Source organism: Arthrobacter sp. UYEF21 (assembly GCF_040546085.1).
Lineage (GTDB): Bacteria > Actinomycetota > Actinomycetes > Actinomycetales > Micrococcaceae > Arthrobacter.
In genome coordinates, this window is sequence record NZ_JBEPNF010000001.1 from 483,508 (window position 1) to 499,789 (window position 16,282).

The following is a 16,282-nucleotide window of genomic DNA, read 5'->3' on the forward strand; positions in this document are numbered from 1 at the left end:
GTGTCTTATGGGAAACGCTAGTGTTGGGTACTGACACGGGGTGCCGCGCAGAGAGCCGGCTGAGATCCAGACCCGTTGAACCTGTCCGGTTAGCACCGGCGAAGGAATGTCCCCTATGGCTTCAACCCACGTTCTACCTTCCGTATCTGCCGCCACTCCCGAAACGGCGGCAGCATCCGAAACGCCGCCTGCCCTTGCCACGGTGCATCCGGCACGTGGGCCTTCCAATGCGGTGGACGTGCTGCGGCATACTCCGCGGGTGCTGTCCATTGCCGGATCGGATCCGTCCGGTGGCGCGGGCATCCAGGCCGACCTCAAGAGCATTGCCGCCCTGGGCGGTTACGGCATGGCAGCCATCACCGCGTTGACCGTGCAGAACACCCGCGGCGTCCAAGGGGTCCATGTGCCGCCCGCTGGCTTCCTGGCCCAGCAGCTTGATGCCGTCAGCGATGACATTGCCATCGACGCCGTCAAAATCGGCATGCTGGGCAGTGTGGAGGTGATTGACGTGGTCCGCAGCTGGCTGGAGAAGGTGCGCCCCGCCGTCGTGGTTCTGGATCCGGTGATGGTGGCCACGAGTGGGGACCGACTGCTGAAGGAATCGGCGGAGGCTGCCCTGCTGGACCTGCTGCCGCTCGCGGACCTGATCACGCCCAACCTCGCGGAGCTCGCCATCCTGGTGGGGGAGCCGCAGGTGCGGAACTGGCCGGACGCGCTGGAGCAGGGGAAGCGGCTGGCCGCGGCCACGGGCGCCACCATCCTGGTCAAGGGAGGCCATCTCGACGGCGATGCGTGCCCGGATGCCCTGATTAACGCACGCGGACTGCTCACCCGGCCGGTAGTGGAAGTGACTGGAGACAGGATCCCCACCCGCAACAGCCACGGCACCGGCTGCTCACTGTCCTCGGCCATGGCTACGGCGCAGGCCCGGCTGGGTGACTGGGAAGCCTCGCTGCGGCAGGTGAAGCCGTGGCTCCGCGGTGCTCTGCAGGCTTCCGGTCAGCTGGAGGTAGGCGAAGGCAACGGCCCCATCCACCACTTCCACCACCTGGAGCAGGCTCCCGCCCCCGGGGAATTCGCTGCCGCGCTTCGCCGGGCGGCGGCCCCGGACCTGGCAGTCATTTACGGGCTGGAATTCATCCGGGCGCTGGCTGCCGGCACGCTGGCGGAAGAGCAGTTCGCCTACTACCTCGCCCAGGACGCTATCTACCTTAACGGCTACTCACGTGTGCTTGCCCGCGCCAGTGCGCTGGCGCCGACGGAAGCCGCGCAGCTGTTCTGGGCCCGGTCAGCCCAGCAGTGCCTCGAGGTCGAATCGGAACTGCACCGCAACTGGCTCAGTACGCGCACGGTAGAACCCGTCCTTGGCCCGGTCACCAAGTCGTATGTGGACCACCTGTTGGCAACCTCAGCCGCCGGCAGCTACGGAGTGCTGGTTGCAGCTCTCCTGCCTTGCTTCTGGCTGTACGCCGAGGTGGGAGAAACGCTCCACGCCCAGTTCCTGGCGGCCGGGGCACCGCCGGCACACCCATATGCCGAATGGCTTCGGACGTACGCGGACGAGGGCTTCGCGCAGGCCACCCGCGAAGCGATCGCCTTGGTTGATGACGCCGGACGGAAGGCAGCCGCGGATGAGCGGGCAGCGATGATAGAGGCGTTCACGCACTCAAGCCGTTTCGAAGTGGAGTTTTTCGACGCGCCGCGCCTGCACGCCTGAGCGGCTGTGGCCGCCGCCGCCGGTAGGATAATCGGGCACGGTTCTGAATTGTCAGTGTTGTCCCCACTAGTGGTGCCTATCACAGACATTCGGCCGTAACCAGCCTCATTTGCGGCCGAAGGCAAAATTAGCGTATTCTAGATCTTCGGTGCTTACGCCAACACTTGGGTTACGACCCCACGGCGTTGAGGCACAGCGGGAACCCAGTCAATAAATGGCCCAGGTTCCGCACGCAAATCTAGTAATAAACGTCGAGAGAAGTGAGTTCCCAAGTGGTGTACGCGATTGTCCGCGCAGGCGGCCGCCAAGAGAAGGTTTCCGTTGGAGACTTCGTTACTATGAACCGCGTCCCCGGTGGAGCCGGCAGCACCATTCAGCTGCCCGCACTGCTCCTGGTAGACGGTGACAAGGTCACCTCCGCCGCTGCGGACCTGGCTAAGGTAACTGTCACGGCTGAGATCCTCGATGACCTCCGTGGTCCGAAGATCGTCATCCAGAAGTTCAAGAACAAGACCGGTTACAAGAAGCGCCAGGGTCACCGTCAGGAACTGACCAAGGTCAAGATCACTGGTATCAAGTAACCACCCGTTACTGTTCAGGTTTTCAGCAGATTCCCCAGAATTTAGAGGCAGGCATTTCAAATGGCACATAAAAAAGGCGCGAGTTCCACTCGCAACGGTCGTGACTCCAACGCCCAGTACCTCGGCGTGAAGCGCTTCGGCGGCCAGGTAGTTTCCGCCGGCGAGATCATCGTCCGCCAGCGTGGCACCCACTTCCACCCGGGCGCCGGCGTCGGCCGTGGCGGCGACGACACCCTGTTCGCACTGACCCCGGGAGCCGTCGAATTCGGCACCCGCCGCGGTCGCCGCGTCGTCAACATCGTTGCTGCTGCAGCCGCAGAGTAACAAATAGTTCTGAAGCGGTGGAGCGGGCCATTTGGCCCGCTCCACTGTTCTTTTAACCGCATTACAATCGTCTTGGCGCCTAAGGGTGTCCAGAAACAGCACTGAGGAGATCCACGTGGCGAGCTTTGTAGACCGGGTAGTACTGCACGTATCCGGCGGTACCGGCGGCCACGGCTGTGTCTCTGTCCACCGGGAGAAGTTCAAGCCCCTCGGTGGTCCCGACGGCGGCAACGGCGGCGACGGCGGCAACGTCATCCTCCGCGTTGATCACCAGACCACCACACTGCTGGACTACCACCACGCACCGCACCGCCACGCCACCAACGGCGGGCCCGGCATGGGTGACTGGCGCGGCGGCAAGAGCGGTGAAACCCTTATCCTGCCGGTCCCGGACGGTACCGTGGTCAAGGCCAAGGACGGAACCGTCCTTGCCGACCTCGTGGGTGAAGGCGCCGAGTACGTGGCGGCCGCCGGCGGCCAGGGTGGCCTGGGCAACGCCTCACTGTCTTCGCAGAAGCGCCGCGCCCCGGGCTTCGCGCTCCTGGGCATCGAGGGTGAGTCCAGCGACGTTGTGCTGGAACTGAAGTCCATTGCAGACATTGCACTGGTGGGTTTCCCCTCCGCCGGCAAGTCCAGCCTGATCGCAGCCATGTCCGCTGCACGGCCCAAGATTGCCGACTACCCCTTCACCACCCTGATCCCCAACTTGGGCGTCGTCCAGGCCGGCGATGTCCGCTTTACCATCGCCGACGTCCCTGGCCTCATTGAGGGCGCCAGCGAAGGCAAGGGACTGGGTCACCACTTCCTGCGCCACGTTGAGCGCTGTGCCGCTCTGGTGCACGTGTTGGACTGCGGCACGCTCGAATCCGACCGTGACCCGCTGGCAGACCTGGCCATTATCGAAGCGGAACTGGAAAAGTACGCCGTTGACATGAGCTACGCCGGAACCGACGGCGAAGTAGTTCCACTGAACCACCGCCCGCGGCTGGTCGCACTGAACAAGGTTGACCTGCCGGACGGCAAGGACATGGCTGAATTCGTCCGACCCGAACTGGAATCCCGCGGCTACCGGGTCTTCGAGATCTCGGCCACCAGCCACGAGGGGCTCCGCCAGCTCGGCTTTGCCATGGCAGAGATCGTCCAGGCTGCCCGCGACACCCTGGCCGCCGCTCCGCCGAAGGTGCAGCCGCCTGTCCTGCGGCCCCGCGCCGTCAACGAGGCCGGCTTCAAGATCCGCCGCGAAGAAAAGAACCTGGAGCCGTTGTTCCGCGTCCTTGGCGACAAGCCCGTGCGCTGGGTCAAGCAGACCGACTTCACCAACGAGGAAGCCATCGGCTACCTCGCGGACCGGCTCGCCAAGCTGGGCGTGGAAAACGAACTCTTCAAGCAGGGTGCCAAGCCGGGCGACACCGTGGTGATCGGCGAGGACGATGGCGTCGTCTTCGACTGGGAACCCACCATGATGGCCGGTGCGGAACTGCTCGCTGCGCCCCGCGGCACCGACGTCCGCTTTGCGGACATCGGCGACCGCCCCACCCGCGGCCAGAAGCGCGACGAGCAGCAGGAACGCAAGGATGCCAAGGCCGCCGCGCGCGCCGAGCTGGAAGCAGAGCGCAAGGCCGGGATCTGGACTGAATCCGTCAGCAGCCGGCGGCCCGCGAAGCCGCTCAAGGAGAGTGGACTGGGCGCAGACGATGACCAGTAGCGCCGTCACCGCGGTGCCGCACCAGCGGGCCGTGGACCGGAGCGTACTCGCGGACGCCCGCAGGATCGTCGTCAAGGTCGGTTCGTCGTCGCTCACAAGTATCAAGGGCGGCATTTCCGAGGAAGCACTGACGGCACTGGCTGATGCCTTGGCCACCAAGCGCAACGCCGGTACCGAGATCATCCTGGTGTCCTCGGGCGCCATCGCGGCGGGACTTGCCCCGCTGGGTCTGGCCAAGCGCCCCCGGGACTTGGCGACGCAGCAGGCCGCTGCCAGCGTCGGCCAGGGTCTGCTGATGGCCCGGTACACCCAGGCTTTCAGCGCCCACGGCGTGACCGTCAGCCAGGTGCTGCTCACCGCCGATGACCTGATGCGCCGCAGCCAGCACACCAATGCCTTCCGCGCTCTGAACCGCCTGCTCAACCTCGGGGTGGTGCCTGTGGTGAATGAAAACGACACGGTGGCCACCCACGAGATCCGTTTCGGGGACAACGATCGGCTGGCTGCCCTGGTGGCACACCTGGTCCGCGCCGACGCGCTCGTGCTGCTCTCCGACGTCGACTCGCTGTACGACGGCCCGCCTTCGCGCGGCGCCAAGCGGATTCCGTTGGTGCGAGGTCCGCACGACCTCGACGGCGTTACCATCGGCAAGGCAGGCAAAGCCGGTGTGGGTACCGGCGGCATGACCACCAAGGTGGAAGCCGCCACCATTGCGGCCGGCTCCGGCATCCACGCCCTGGTCACGTCCACTGACAACGCGGCGGCCGCGCTGGCGGGCGAGGACGTGGGCACCTGGTTCAGCGCGAACGGCGCGCGGAAGCCCGTGCGGCTGCTGTGGCTTGCACACCTCGCGTCCGTCCGTGGCCGGCTTATTCTTGACGACGGCGCCGTCAAGGCCGTGCGCCACCGCCGCACCTCGCTGCTTCCTGCCGGCATCTCTGCCGTCGACGGCGATTTTGAGGCGGGCGACGCCGTCGAAATGGTCAGTGCGGACGGCACCGTCATCGCGCGGGGCCTCGTCAACTACTCGGCCGCTGAGCTGCCCCAGATGCTGGGCCGTTCCACCAAGGAGCTGGGCAAGGCCCTGGGCCGCGGGTATGACCGTGAAGTTGTTCACGTTGATGACCTGGTGCTGGTCTGACCCGCAACTCGCCTAAACTTGGATCATGACTGAGGCACTGACCCACACCACTGCTGCGACTTCGGGGGACGCGAATGCAGTCCCTGCTGCCGCGAAAGCACCCGAAACTTCCTCGCCGGAGACAGCGGTGCCGGTGTCGCCGCAGGACATCGAGGCCGCTGTCCACGCCATCGCCGACCGCTCCAAGTACGCAGCCCGGCGGATGTCTCGGGCCAACCGGGCTTGGAAGGACCGTGGCCTGCGTGCCATCGGCGCCGCCCTGTTGGAACGCAAGAGGCTCATCCTGGCCGCCAACGCGAAGGATGTTGCGGCCGGCAAGGCCAACGGGACCTCGGCAGCCATGCTGGACCGGCTGACCCTGACCGACGCCCGTATTACCGGGCTCGTGGATGCCCTGGAGAACCTCGCCAACCTGCCGGACCCCGTAGGCAACGTGGTCCGCGGCCAGACCCTGCCCAACGGTCTCCGCCTGCGCCAGGTCAACGTCCCCATGGGCGTGGTGGCCGCAATCTACGAGGCCCGTCCCAACGTCACCGTGGACATCGCCGGCCTCGCGCTCAAGAGCGGAAACGCCGTCATCCTTCGCGGCGGCAGCGCTGCGGCAGCCACGAACGAAGCACTGGTCCAGGTGCTCCGCGACGCACTGGACAGCGTGGGCCTGCCCTCCGATGCCGTGCAGACAGTCGACCAGTATGGCCGCGAAGGCGCCAACGCCCTGATGCGGGCCCGCGGCCGCGTTGACGTCCTGATTCCCAGGGGTGGCCGGGACCTGATCCAGTCCGTTGTCTTGAACGCCGCGGTACCGGTGATTGAGACCGGCGAAGGTAACGTGCACATCTTTATCGACGAGTCCGCCAGCGAGGAAATGGCGGTGGAGATCCTCCTGAACGCCAAGACCCAGCGGCCCAGTGTCTGCAACACCGTGGAGACGCTGCTGGTCCATTCACGGTCCACCGTCCTGCCCGCCGTGGCCGCCGCGCTGCGCGCCGCCGGCGTCACCCTGCATGCGGATGAGCGGGTCCGTGCCGCGCTCCCTGCCGCAATCGAGTCCACGCCGGCAACGGACGCAGACTGGGCAACGGAATACATGGACCTGGACCTCGCGGTGGGCATGGTGGACAGCCTGGATGATGCCGTCAAGCACATCCGCACCTGGTCCACCGGCCACACCGAAGCGATCCTCACCAACGACCTCGCCAACGCCGAGCGGTTCATCGCCGAGATCGATTCGGCCGCCGTGATTGTCAACGCGTCCACGCGCTTTACCGACGGCGGCGAGCTGGGCCTGGGCGCCGAAGTGGGCATCTCCACGCAGAAGCTCCACGCCCGCGGCCCCATGGGCCTGACTGAGCTCACCACCACCAAATGGATCGTGCAGGGCGAGGGCCAGGTCCGCGGGTAGCAACGCGGTAACATAGACAGAAGTCCGGAACGGCGGAACATCCGCTGCCGCAAATTTTTAAAATACCCTAGGGGAGAAAATGCTGCTCCAGCAGATCGCCATGACCGTTGCCGCAGAGGTCGAAGAACACGCACCTGCCCCGTTGTGGGCCGAACCGTGGGTATTCGGTGTGGTCATTTTCTCCACGCTGCTGGTCCTGATGTTCGTCACGCTGTCCTACGGCAACCTGGGCAACCGGCACTCCGCGACCGAAGAGCACGCCGATCCGCACCGCCAGCACCCCAACAAGCACGACCACCGCCAAGGCCACTGAGATTTCGCGTGTTCTGCACCGTGAAGGTGCGCAAGGGCGGGGGCGGCTGCGGCTTGGCGTGATGGGTGGGACGTTTGACCCCATCCACCACGGCCACTTGGTGGCCGCCAGTGAAGTTGCCGCCAAGTTCGGTTTGGACGAAGTGGTGTTCGTCCCCACCGGACAGCCCTGGCAGAAAACGCACAAGCAAGTCAGCGAGGCCGAACACCGTTATCTCATGACGGTCATCGCCACAGCATCAAACCCCCGCTTCACTGTAAGCAGGGTGGACATCGAACGGCCCGGTCCCACCTATACCATTGATACTTTGCGTGATCTCCGGGAACAGCGCCCGGATGCGGACCTGTTCTTTATCACCGGGGCGGATGCGCTGGCGCAGATTCTGTCCTGGAAAGACATCGATGAGTTGTGGTCATTGGCACATTTTGTCGGTGTGACCCGGCCCGGGCACGTGCTTGACGGCATGGGCCGGACAGACGTCAGCCTGCTGGAGGTGCCCGCCATGGCCATCTCCTCCACGGATTGCCGGACCCGCGTCGCCGGAAACAACCCTGTGTGGTACCTCGTGCCGGACGGTGTGGTGCAGTACATCGCCAAATATGGACTGTACGCCGAGGGGCCGCAGTCCAAGCGTGACCAAATAACCGAAACAGACGAGCCAGCCAGTACTGAATGAGTTCTCAATGAGTCAGGAACAGCCCCCCGTCCGCAGCCGCCGCCAACTGCGGCAGGCCAGAGATGAGACGCCGGCTACCGGGTCTACAGGCCCGGGCCAGGTTTCGCCTGCCTCAAAACAGCGGCGCGCAGCCGACGCCCCGGTGGATTCCGTCCCGGAACAGTCCCAGGCGCAGCGGTCCTCCCAGATCCGGGCCCGGGACCGTGCAGCCCTGCGCACCATCAAGGACCTTGAGGAAAAGGAAGGGCAGCTGTCGGCCGGCGGCTCTCCCACCCGCAGGCAGCTGCGGCTCCAGCAGCTTAAGGAACAGGCTGTCACCTCGGCCAACCCCGTCATTCCCGCCCCCATGGGTATGCCGCTGCCCTCCCCGATGGGCAAAACGTTGCCGGCTCCAATGGGTAAGCCGCTGCCCGCCCCGATTGGCAAAACGTTGCCGGCTCCAATGGGTAAGCCGCTGCCGGCCAGACAGGACGCTCCTGCCGTCGTCAAGGGTGAGCCCACAAGATCTGGAAAGGGTCCGCAGGCTGCGGGCGTTCCGGACGGCATGAGCGTGGAGCAGGCGCTCGTGGCCCGCACCCTCATCGTTGAGCAAGCCAAGAACCAGCTCGCCAAAATGGAGCATATCGCCTCCCTTGACCCGGAAGCGGTGGATCCGGACATCCTTGCGGAGCAGATCGCTCTGGCAGAGCGGGCCGCAATCCTCAACCGCCGCGCAATGGCCAAGCAGAAGCTGGCCGAGCAGACCGCGCCGCCGGCCCCGCAGGGCGCCCAGGCGCGAAGTACACGGCCGAACGTCGCCTCCGCACAGTCATCGGCCGCACAGTCATCGGCCGCACAGTCATCGACCGGTCAGTCAGGACCCGCCACGGCCGACAACCTCGCCATGGTGACGCCCCTTGAATTTGTCCAGCTTCCCGGGGTGGACCGTCCTGTGATGAAACCCCCGGCAACGTCTTATGTACCGGTCCAGACCCAGCCGGGATCCAAGGTCCGGCAAGGGGGCAAGGGCCACCGCCCGTCGGCCGCGTCACGGCCCCCGGCTGCGGCGCCGGCACCGCCGTCAGGGCGTTCCCGGGTTATTGCCCGGGCCGAGGCCGCCGCCCGCGCCGCCACTGAACCGAAGCGCATAACGCGTGTTGCGCCGAACCCGTCGGTGGGGGAGGCAGACGACCTTTTCGAAGACCTGCCCCGCGTTCCGGCCAGCTCGGCCCATGGCCTGGAGCCGCTGGATGCGGCTACAGCAGGCCTGGGCCGCGCAAAGCGGCTCAGGCTCATGCAGGTCCTGGTCCTGGTCTTCGGGATCGTGGCCCTTATTTCCGGCGTCATCCTCATCGCCAGCGGCATGTCCCGCTGAGCGGCTGCGCCCTCTCTAACGAAGCTTTAGAAAACTACAAGGAGTCCAGTGACTGCATCAGATTCATCCATCGCCATAGCCCGCCACGCCGCAAAGGCCGCCGCGGACAAGATTGCCCACGACATCGTGGCGCTCGACGTCAGCGAACGCCTCGCCCTGGCGGATGTTTTCCTCATCGCGTCCGCACCCAGCGAACGCCAGGTCAACGCCATCGTGGACGGCATTGAAGAAGAACTGTCCAAACAGGACCTCCGTCCGGTCCGCCGCGAGGGCCGCTCGGGCGGCCGCTGGGTGCTCCTGGACTACTCGGATATCGTGATCCATGTCCAGCACGAAGAAGACCGCGTGTTCTACGCCCTGGAGCGCCTGTGGAAGGACTGCCCCGTCGTCGACCTGCAGTTGGGTGAGGACACATCGGCCAAGGCGTCGGCCGGTTCCGAAGCCGACTAAACCCGTCCCAGCCAGCCCGAATATGCCGGATTTGGAATTTTCGGAAATGCTGGTCTAAGATATTTGAGTTGCTCAAGAGAACGCGGGGGCAACGAAGGTCCGGGGCTGTGGCGCAGCTGGTAGCGCACCTGCATGGCATGCAGGGGGTCAGGGGTTCGAGTCCCCTCAGCTCCACCGGAGAGTCCGCCGGAATCGAGAGATTCCGGCGGACTTTTTTGTTGCCCAGGGACACCCTCCCAGACCGGAACGGTCCGGATGCGCGAACAACACAGGATTACCGGGCCGGTGCTCCCGATTGGCGCCGCGCGCGGATTTCTATTAAGCTAATGAAGTTGCTTCGAGCGGCCCGAGCGGCCATGCAGCAACGGTTTGGGGCTGTGGCGCAGCTGGTAGCGCACCTGCATGGCATGCAGGGGGTCAGGGGTTCGAGTCCCCTCAGCTCCACCAAACCGGACAGGAGTCCAACCAAAAGAGCCACCCGCCGGGTGGCTCTTTTCGTTTGCCGGGTACTGCGGCTGCGGGTGGCAAGCGGTTCAGATCCAGTCCGTCCGGCGCAGCGGTGGCTGGTCCCCGCCCGCGCGCTGCACCAGGATCTGGTTAACCCCCGTGAGCCCGGTTTCAAACCCCAAGGCGCTTGATGCCATGTACAGCCGCCACACCCTCGCCCGCCCGAGGCTGGTGAGCTGGACTGCCTCGTCCCAGTTGTCCTCCAGCCGGCGCACCCACGCCCGCAGGGTCAGTGCGTAGTGCTGGCGCAGCGCCTCCACGTCCAGCACTTCGAATCCGCCGGCTTCCAATCCGCTGACCATCTCGCCGAGGCTGAGCATCTCGCCGTCCGGGAAGACATAACGCGGAAGGAACGAGTCGGGGTCCGGCTTGGTGGGTCCAACGTTCCAGGAGATGGCGTGGTTGAGCAGCCGGCCGCCGGGACGGAGCAGCCCATGCAGTACTTGTACATAGTGGGGTGTCTGCTCACGGCCAACATGCTCGGACATGCCGATGGAGCTGATCGCGTCGAAGGGTCCGTCGGCGATGTCCCGGTAGTCCTGCACCCGGATATCGATGTTTTCGGTCAGGCCGGCATCGGCGGCGCGCTTACGGGCCAGCACCGCTTGCTCCGAAGAGAGGGTCACCCCCATCACGGTGACGCCGTAATGTTGCGCGGCATGCAAAGCAAAGCTGCCCCAACCGCAGCCCACGTCCAGCACCCTCATCCCGGGCTTGAGGCCAAGCTTCCGGCAGACCAGGTCCAGCTTGGCCTTCTGCGCCCCATCCAGTCCTGCCGGCAGCCCGTTGCTGTCGGCGTAGGAGCCCTGACCCCAGACGGCGCACGAGTACACCATCGACGCCCCCAGCACGAGGGCGTAAAAGTCGTTGCCGACGTCGTAATGGTGCGAGATCGCCGCGGCATCCCGCCGGCGGGTGTGGAGCCTGCCCTGTCGGGTGGCCTTTTCCTCCTCGGGAGGCGGCGCGGGGTTGGGGCCCACCGCTCCCAGCCGCACGGCTGTGCTGACCAGCGTGGCCAGTTCGCGGGGCGTGAGGGGCCGGAACGGGCCGGGCTCGGAAAACTTGCCTACCGAGCTCAGCGCGGTGAAGGCGGCGAAGATGTCCCCGGGTGCATCGATGTCGCCGGCAACGTAGGCGCGGCTTAGCCCCAGCTGCCCGGGCGACCACAGGATCCGGCGCAGGGCCCGGCGCGACCTGAACTCCAGGACCGGCGCGTCCGGAGGCCCCGCTTCGGATCCGTCCCAGGCCCGCAGCCGGAGCGGTATCTCCGCCGCCCCGAGGACGATGCCCAGCGATTTCGCCAACAGTGATGCTGCCCCGTTGTTCGTTGCCATGGTCCGTGCCTTTCGTCAGCTATGGCCCAACAGTACGACGGCGGCGCGCGCCTGTCAGCGCAGCGCCCCGGATTATTATGGGGGAGTGAATGAGTCCCTGCCGCCGTGTCCTGAATGTTCCAGTGCCTACACCTATGAGATGGGTGCGCTGCTGGTTCACCCGGCGCGAGCCGGAATGGCGCGATGCCACCTTTGACGCGCAGGCCGGGCACGATGCCGTGGCCCTGGTGGAAGAACGTGTCAGGCAGGGGCTGCCGCCGCAAAGCGTCGTGGCGGTGACCGGCCTCCTCTGGACGCCAGCCCTGCGCGCGGCCGCAAAACGGGGCGCGCTGGACCGGCGCCCCATGTTTACCGCCATCGAGCCCGGCGGCGTCCGGCTCACCGATGGCAGCCACCTCCGGGCGGACGTTATCCTGTGGGCAACCGGGTTCCGCGCAGAGCTTGAGCACCTCGCGCCGCTGCACCTCCGCGGACCTGGCGGCGGCATCGCCATGGACGGTACCCAGGTGGCAGCCGAGCCGCGCGTGCACCTGGTGGGCTACGGACCGTCCTCGTCCACCATCGGTGCCAACCGGGCGGGCCGGGCAGCGGTGGCCGCCATTCTGAAGCTGCCCGGGCTCCAGCAGTAACCGCCCAACCAACCACCACATCACGAGACGGCAGGAACCACGTGGCAGCGAAAAGCCTTGAGGACATCTTCGGCATACTCAAGCGGCACCCGGACGTCGATGCCCCCAACCTCCAGGCCTGGGATGCCACAGACAGGCTGCTGCTTGAAGCCGCGGCAGGCCGCGTGGGTCCGGACGGCCGCCTGACGGTGATCGGCGACCGCTATGGCGCCCTGACGCTCGGCGCGCTGGGCACCCTCGGAGTCCGGCGGGTCCGCGTGCACGAGGATCTCATCACGGGAGAGAGGGCCCTGCGGAACAACGCAAGCGCCCTGGGGCTGGCAGGAGCTGGCCCTGCAGCCGGAGCCGGACCGGGCACCGGCAGCGGCAGCGGCCCGGGGGAGCCGCCCTTCGAGCAGTTGCCGCTGGGGGAGGACCTGCTCTCCGGTGCACAGACTGTGTTGCTGCAGCTGCCCCGGACCCTGGCGGAACTCGAAGAAGTCGCCGGCGCAGTGGCCCGGTATGCGGCCCCGGATGTTGTGCTCATTGCCGGCGGGCGGATCAAGCACATGTCTGTGGGGATGAACGCTGTCCTACAACGCCACTTCGAGAATGTCCAGCCCCAGCTCGCGCGGCAGAAGTCCCGGCTCATCGTCGCCAGCGGGGCCACGCCCGCTGTGAAGGTAACGCCCACGGTGGTAACCACCAGCGCGGTAGCCAGCAGCGCGCACGGGCACGCCAATCCCGTGGCAGGCGCCGCAGCCGAACGGCCCGCCGTCGTGCTCCCCGGCGTCGAGCACCTTGCCGAACTGGACCTTGACGTTGCAGCACACGGCGCCGTCTTCGCCGGCGCGAAGCTTGACATCGGAACCAGGTTCCTGCTGACTTTCCTGCCGGAGATGCCGGCGGCCGGGCATGCCATCGACCTGGGCTGCGGTACCGGGATCCTCGCTGCCATGTACGCCCGCCAGAACCCCGGGGCACGCATCACGGCCACGGACCGGTCCGCCGCCGCAGTCTCGTCGGCTCTCGGCACGGCACAGGCCAACGGCCTGGCGGACAGGATCACTGCCCTCCAGGATGACGCCATGAGCACCTTGCCTGCTGCCAGTGCTGACCTGGTCCTGCTGAACCCGCCGTTCCACCTGGGCGCCAGTGTGCATGCCGGCGCCGGGATCAAGCTGTTCGAAGCGGCTGCCAGGGTGCTGGTACCGGGTGGCGAGCTGTGGACGGTGTTCAACCGCCACCTGCACTACCTCCCCGCCCTGGAGCGGCTGGTGGGCCCCACCACGGTCAAGGGCAGTAACCCGAAATTTACGGTCGCGGCCAGCACCAGGCGGGCGTAAGGATGCCGCAGTGCCGCGGCCCTGCCTACGGCTCTGGGCGTGCATCAGGCGGTAACGTAACATTCAGACATCATCAGTACGCGGCCGCAAACCATAGGGGAGACCGTGCCAGAAACTCGCCAGCCCTCGGCACCACGGCGCGGTACCAACCTGCCGCGCATGGGGGACTTCAACCTCACGGTGATCCTCGATGCCATCCGCCGGTCAGCGGGTGGCCTGAGCCGCGTTGAGCTGGCCCAGATCGTGGGACTCTCGCCGCAGACCATCTCCAACATCTCGCGCCGCCTGCTGGACCAGCACCTGATCGTTGAAGCCGGCAAGGAAGGCACAGGCCCTGGCAAGCCGCGTACCATGCTGCGGCTGAACCCGGCCGGCATGTATGCCGTGGGCGTGCATCTGGACCCCGCCGTGACAACCTTCGTGGTCCTGGACCTGGTGGGTTCGGTAGTCCAGCATTCCCGGATCAAAACCCCCGGCGGAAAGGATCCCGCCGCCGTGATAGCCACCATGGCCAGCGAGATCGGGCAGTTGGTCGCCGCCTCCGGTGTGGACACCAGCAGGATCGCTGGCCTGGGCCTGGCCGCCCCAGGGCCGATCGACCTCGACAACGGCACCGTAGTTGACCCGCCGCTGCTGCCAGGGTGGGACCGGGTGGAACTCCGGGACGCGCTGGCGAAGGCGACCGGCTACTCCGTCCTCGTGGATAAGGACGTCACGAGCGCCGCCGTCGCCGAAACGTGGGCCGGCGGCCCCAGCGGCGCGGGCAGCTTTGTCTTTATGTACATGGGCACCGGCATCGGCTGCGGCATCGTGCTCAACGATGAAGTGGTGCGGGGAACATCAGGGAACGCCGGTGAGATCGGCCACATCGTGGTGGACCCGGACGGTCCGGCCTGTGACTGCGGCCTGCGGGGCTGCGTGAAGTCCTCGGCTATCCCGCAGGTCCTGGTGGCGGAGGCAGTTGCTGCGGGCATTCTGAATGGTTCCGGAAAGCACACCAGCGGAGCGGAGGTGCAGCAGAGCTTTGCCCGGCTGTGTGACCTCGCCGACGCCGGTGACGCGAAGGCCCTGGCCATCATCGACAAATCGGCCGTGCTGGTGGCCCGGGCGGTCTCGGTGGTGACCAACACATTGGATGTGGAAAGGGTGGTGTTCGGCGGCCCGTACTGGAGCCGGATCGCGGACCGTTACCTGGAGAAGATCCCGGCGCTGGTGGACGCCAACAGTGCGGCCCGCCTGATCCATACCATTGAGGTTGTGGGCACGGGAGTGGGTGAGGACGTCGGTGCCATTGGAGCTGCCTGCCTGGTCCTGGAACATACCCTGGCGCCTCGCGCGCAGCGGCTTCTCCTGGAAGTCTGAAGGGGGGCTCCTTGCATGTATCAGGAGCCCCATCTAGCATATGGATATCGCCGCGGCTGGGGGCCCGCAGACACAAGGGACGGCAGCCATTGATTCGAATGGAGCACCATGCGTCGTCGGGCCTTTAAAATCGCCTCTTTCTTCGCTGCAGCAGCGTTTGTGCTGTCAGCTTGTTCACCCGCCGCTCCCCAAGCCGAGACCAAAACGCTGAAGGTGGTCTACCAGAAGACCGATTCCTTCAGCGCGCTCGATGACCTTTTCCAGGCGGCCAAGCAGGAGTTTGAGGCCGCCAACCAAGGCGTCACAGTTGCCTTGGAACCCATCCAAGCAAACGACGACGACTACGGCACCAAGCTTGCCCTGGCCCTCCGTTCGCCGTCCACCGCCCCGGACGTTTTCTACGAGGACACCTTCAAGGTCCGTTCCGACGTCGACGCCGGCTATCTGCTGAAACTGGACACCCACCTTGAGGGGTGGACAGACTGGGGCACGTTCGACGACGGCGCCAAGGCAGCAGGGCTGGGGGACGACGGCGGCACATACGCGGTCCCGCTGGGCACCGACACGCGGGCCATCTGGTACAACAAAAAGGTCCTCACCGCTGCCGGCATCAACGTCCCGTGGGAGCCGCGGACCTGGCAGGACATCCTGGACACCGCCCGGAAAATCAAGGCCAGTGATCCCGCCGTGGTGCCGTTCAACATGTACGCCGGCAAGGCCTCCGGTGAAGGCACCGTGATGCAGAGCTTCTACGAACTGCTCTATGGAACAGGGTCCAAACTGTACGACGCGGATGCCAAGAAGTGGGTGCTGGGTTCGGCAGGATTCTCGGACTCTCTGACGTTCCTCAAAACGCTCTACGACGAGAAACTTGCAGTGTCCCCGGCCGAGGCACTCGACGCGAATGTGTGGAAGAAGGTCTTCGGGGAGTGGCTCCCGCAGGGCAAAATGGGTGCCACCGTGGAAGGGTCCTACACTCCGTCCTTCTGGCAAAAGGGCGGCGCCTACGAATGGCCTGAATATGCGCAGGACATGGGTGTGGCAGCGTTCCCCACACAGAACGGCCAGGCGCCCGGTGGAGTCAGCATGTCCGGCGGGTGGACGCTGGCAGTCGGGGCTGGAACGAAGGACCCGGACGTGGCGTTTGATTTCCTGGCCACAGCCCTGAACCAGAAGAACTCGCTGGCTTTCAACGTCGCAAGCTCCCAGATTGCCGTGCGGAAGGACGTCGCCCCAGATTCCGGATACCAGGCGGCCAACCCGTTTGTGAAGGACGTGTCCGCGCTCGTGGCCGTTACGCACTACCGTCCGGCCACCGCCGACTACCCGCGGATCTCGGCGGCAATCCAGGAGGCCACCGAAGCTGTGATCACCGGGGCGAAATCCCCAGGGCAGGCGGCTGCAGACTATGACACGGCGGTGAAGAGCATCGTAGGTGACGCCAAAACTGTCGCGAAGTAGC

Annotated in this window: 14 protein-coding genes, 2 tRNA genes, 1 pseudogene and 1 riboswitch; of the genes and pseudogenes, 16 read left to right on the plus strand and 1 reads right to left on the minus strand. The window is 66.0% G+C overall.

Annotated elements, in window-relative coordinates; all coding sequences use genetic code 11:
• The first annotated feature begins 26 nt into the window (after positions 1-26).
• Positions 27-124: riboswitch (TPP riboswitch) on the plus strand.
• From ABIB27_RS02270 to ABIB27_RS02325, 12 genes are all read left to right on the plus strand, one after another.
• A complete protein-coding gene (locus tag ABIB27_RS02270) occupies positions 107-1,717 on the plus strand; it encodes a bifunctional hydroxymethylpyrimidine kinase/phosphomethylpyrimidine kinase (protein WP_354214253.1) in 1,611 nt (536 codons plus the stop codon). It overlaps the preceding riboswitch by 18 nt.
• Before the next feature lie 272 nt (positions 1,718-1,989).
• Positions 1,990-2,298 carry a 50S ribosomal protein L21 gene (gene rplU / locus ABIB27_RS02275; protein WP_164206145.1) on the plus strand — a complete coding sequence of 103 codons (309 nt, stop codon included), beginning with the start codon at positions 1,990-1,992 and terminating at the stop codon, positions 2,296-2,298.
• A 60-nt stretch (positions 2,299-2,358) separates the two neighbouring features.
• On the plus strand, positions 2,359-2,622 hold the full coding sequence (gene rpmA / locus ABIB27_RS02280; RefSeq protein WP_009372867.1) for a 50S ribosomal protein L27: 264 nt from the start codon (positions 2,359-2,361) through the stop codon (positions 2,620-2,622).
• Between the two features lie 115 nt (positions 2,623-2,737).
• A complete protein-coding gene (gene obgE / locus ABIB27_RS02285; protein WP_354214254.1) occupies positions 2,738-4,327 on the plus strand; it encodes a GTPase ObgE in 1,590 nt (529 codons plus the stop codon).
• Entirely contained in the window at positions 4,317-5,468 is a 1,152-nt protein-coding gene (gene proB / locus ABIB27_RS02290; protein ID WP_354214255.1) for a glutamate 5-kinase, read from the plus strand. Before obgE ends, proB begins: the two co-directional genes overlap by 11 nt.
• A 25-nt stretch (positions 5,469-5,493) precedes the next feature.
• Positions 5,494-6,870, plus strand: coding sequence for a glutamate-5-semialdehyde dehydrogenase (locus ABIB27_RS02295; protein WP_354214256.1), 1,377 nt, complete (start codon positions 5,494-5,496; stop codon positions 6,868-6,870).
• A gap of 79 nt (positions 6,871-6,949) precedes the next feature.
• A complete protein-coding gene (locus ABIB27_RS02300) occupies positions 6,950-7,183 on the plus strand; it encodes a hypothetical protein (protein ID WP_354214257.1) in 234 nt (77 codons plus the stop codon).
• A 1-nt stretch (position 7,184) separates the two neighbouring features.
• Positions 7,185-7,859, plus strand: a complete 675-nt coding sequence (nadD, locus tag ABIB27_RS02305) for a nicotinate-nucleotide adenylyltransferase (RefSeq protein ID WP_502909102.1) — start codon at positions 7,185-7,187, stop codon at positions 7,857-7,859.
• A gap of 7 nt (positions 7,860-7,866) precedes the next feature.
• Positions 7,867-9,213 (plus strand): hypothetical protein, encoded by a 1,347-nt coding sequence (locus ABIB27_RS02310; RefSeq protein ID WP_354214258.1) that lies wholly within the window; start codon positions 7,867-7,869, stop codon positions 9,211-9,213.
• A gap of 48 nt (positions 9,214-9,261) precedes the next feature.
• Positions 9,262-9,663 carry a ribosome silencing factor gene (gene rsfS / locus ABIB27_RS02315; RefSeq protein ID WP_354214259.1) on the plus strand — a complete coding sequence of 134 codons (402 nt, stop codon included), beginning with the start codon at positions 9,262-9,264 and terminating at the stop codon, positions 9,661-9,663.
• A gap of 101 nt (positions 9,664-9,764) precedes the next feature.
• Positions 9,765-9,837: transfer RNA gene (locus tag ABIB27_RS02320), tRNA-Ala, on the plus strand.
• A gap of 197 nt (positions 9,838-10,034) precedes the next feature.
• A tRNA-Ala gene (locus tag ABIB27_RS02325) sits at positions 10,035-10,110 on the plus strand.
• 86 nt (positions 10,111-10,196) lie between these two features.
• Here the strand turns inward: ABIB27_RS02325 and ABIB27_RS02330 are convergent.
• On the minus strand, positions 10,197-11,504 hold the full coding sequence (locus ABIB27_RS02330) for a class I SAM-dependent methyltransferase (RefSeq protein ID WP_354214260.1): 1,308 nt from the start codon (positions 11,502-11,504) through the stop codon (positions 10,197-10,199).
• Between the two features lie 152 nt (positions 11,505-11,656).
• Between ABIB27_RS02330 and ABIB27_RS02335 the strand changes: the two are divergent.
• The 4 genes and pseudogenes from ABIB27_RS02335 to ABIB27_RS02350 form a co-directional block, all read left to right on the plus strand.
• Positions 11,657-12,133: pseudogene (locus ABIB27_RS02335) on the plus strand (pyridine nucleotide-disulfide oxidoreductase); the annotation flags it as partial.
• Positions 12,134-12,174: 41 nt separating this feature from the next.
• Entirely contained in the window at positions 12,175-13,458 is a 1,284-nt protein-coding gene (locus ABIB27_RS02340; RefSeq protein WP_354214261.1) for a class I SAM-dependent methyltransferase, read from the plus strand.
• A 159-nt stretch (positions 13,459-13,617) separates the two neighbouring features.
• Entirely contained in the window at positions 13,618-14,820 is a 1,203-nt protein-coding gene (locus tag ABIB27_RS02345; protein ID WP_354214422.1) for an ROK family transcriptional regulator, read from the plus strand.
• A 108-nt stretch (positions 14,821-14,928) separates the two neighbouring features.
• Positions 14,929-16,281: an extracellular solute-binding protein gene (locus ABIB27_RS02350; protein ID WP_354214262.1), complete on the plus strand. Its 1,353-nt coding sequence runs from the start codon at positions 14,929-14,931 to the stop codon at positions 16,279-16,281.
• The last annotated feature ends 1 nt before the right edge of the window (position 16,282 follow it).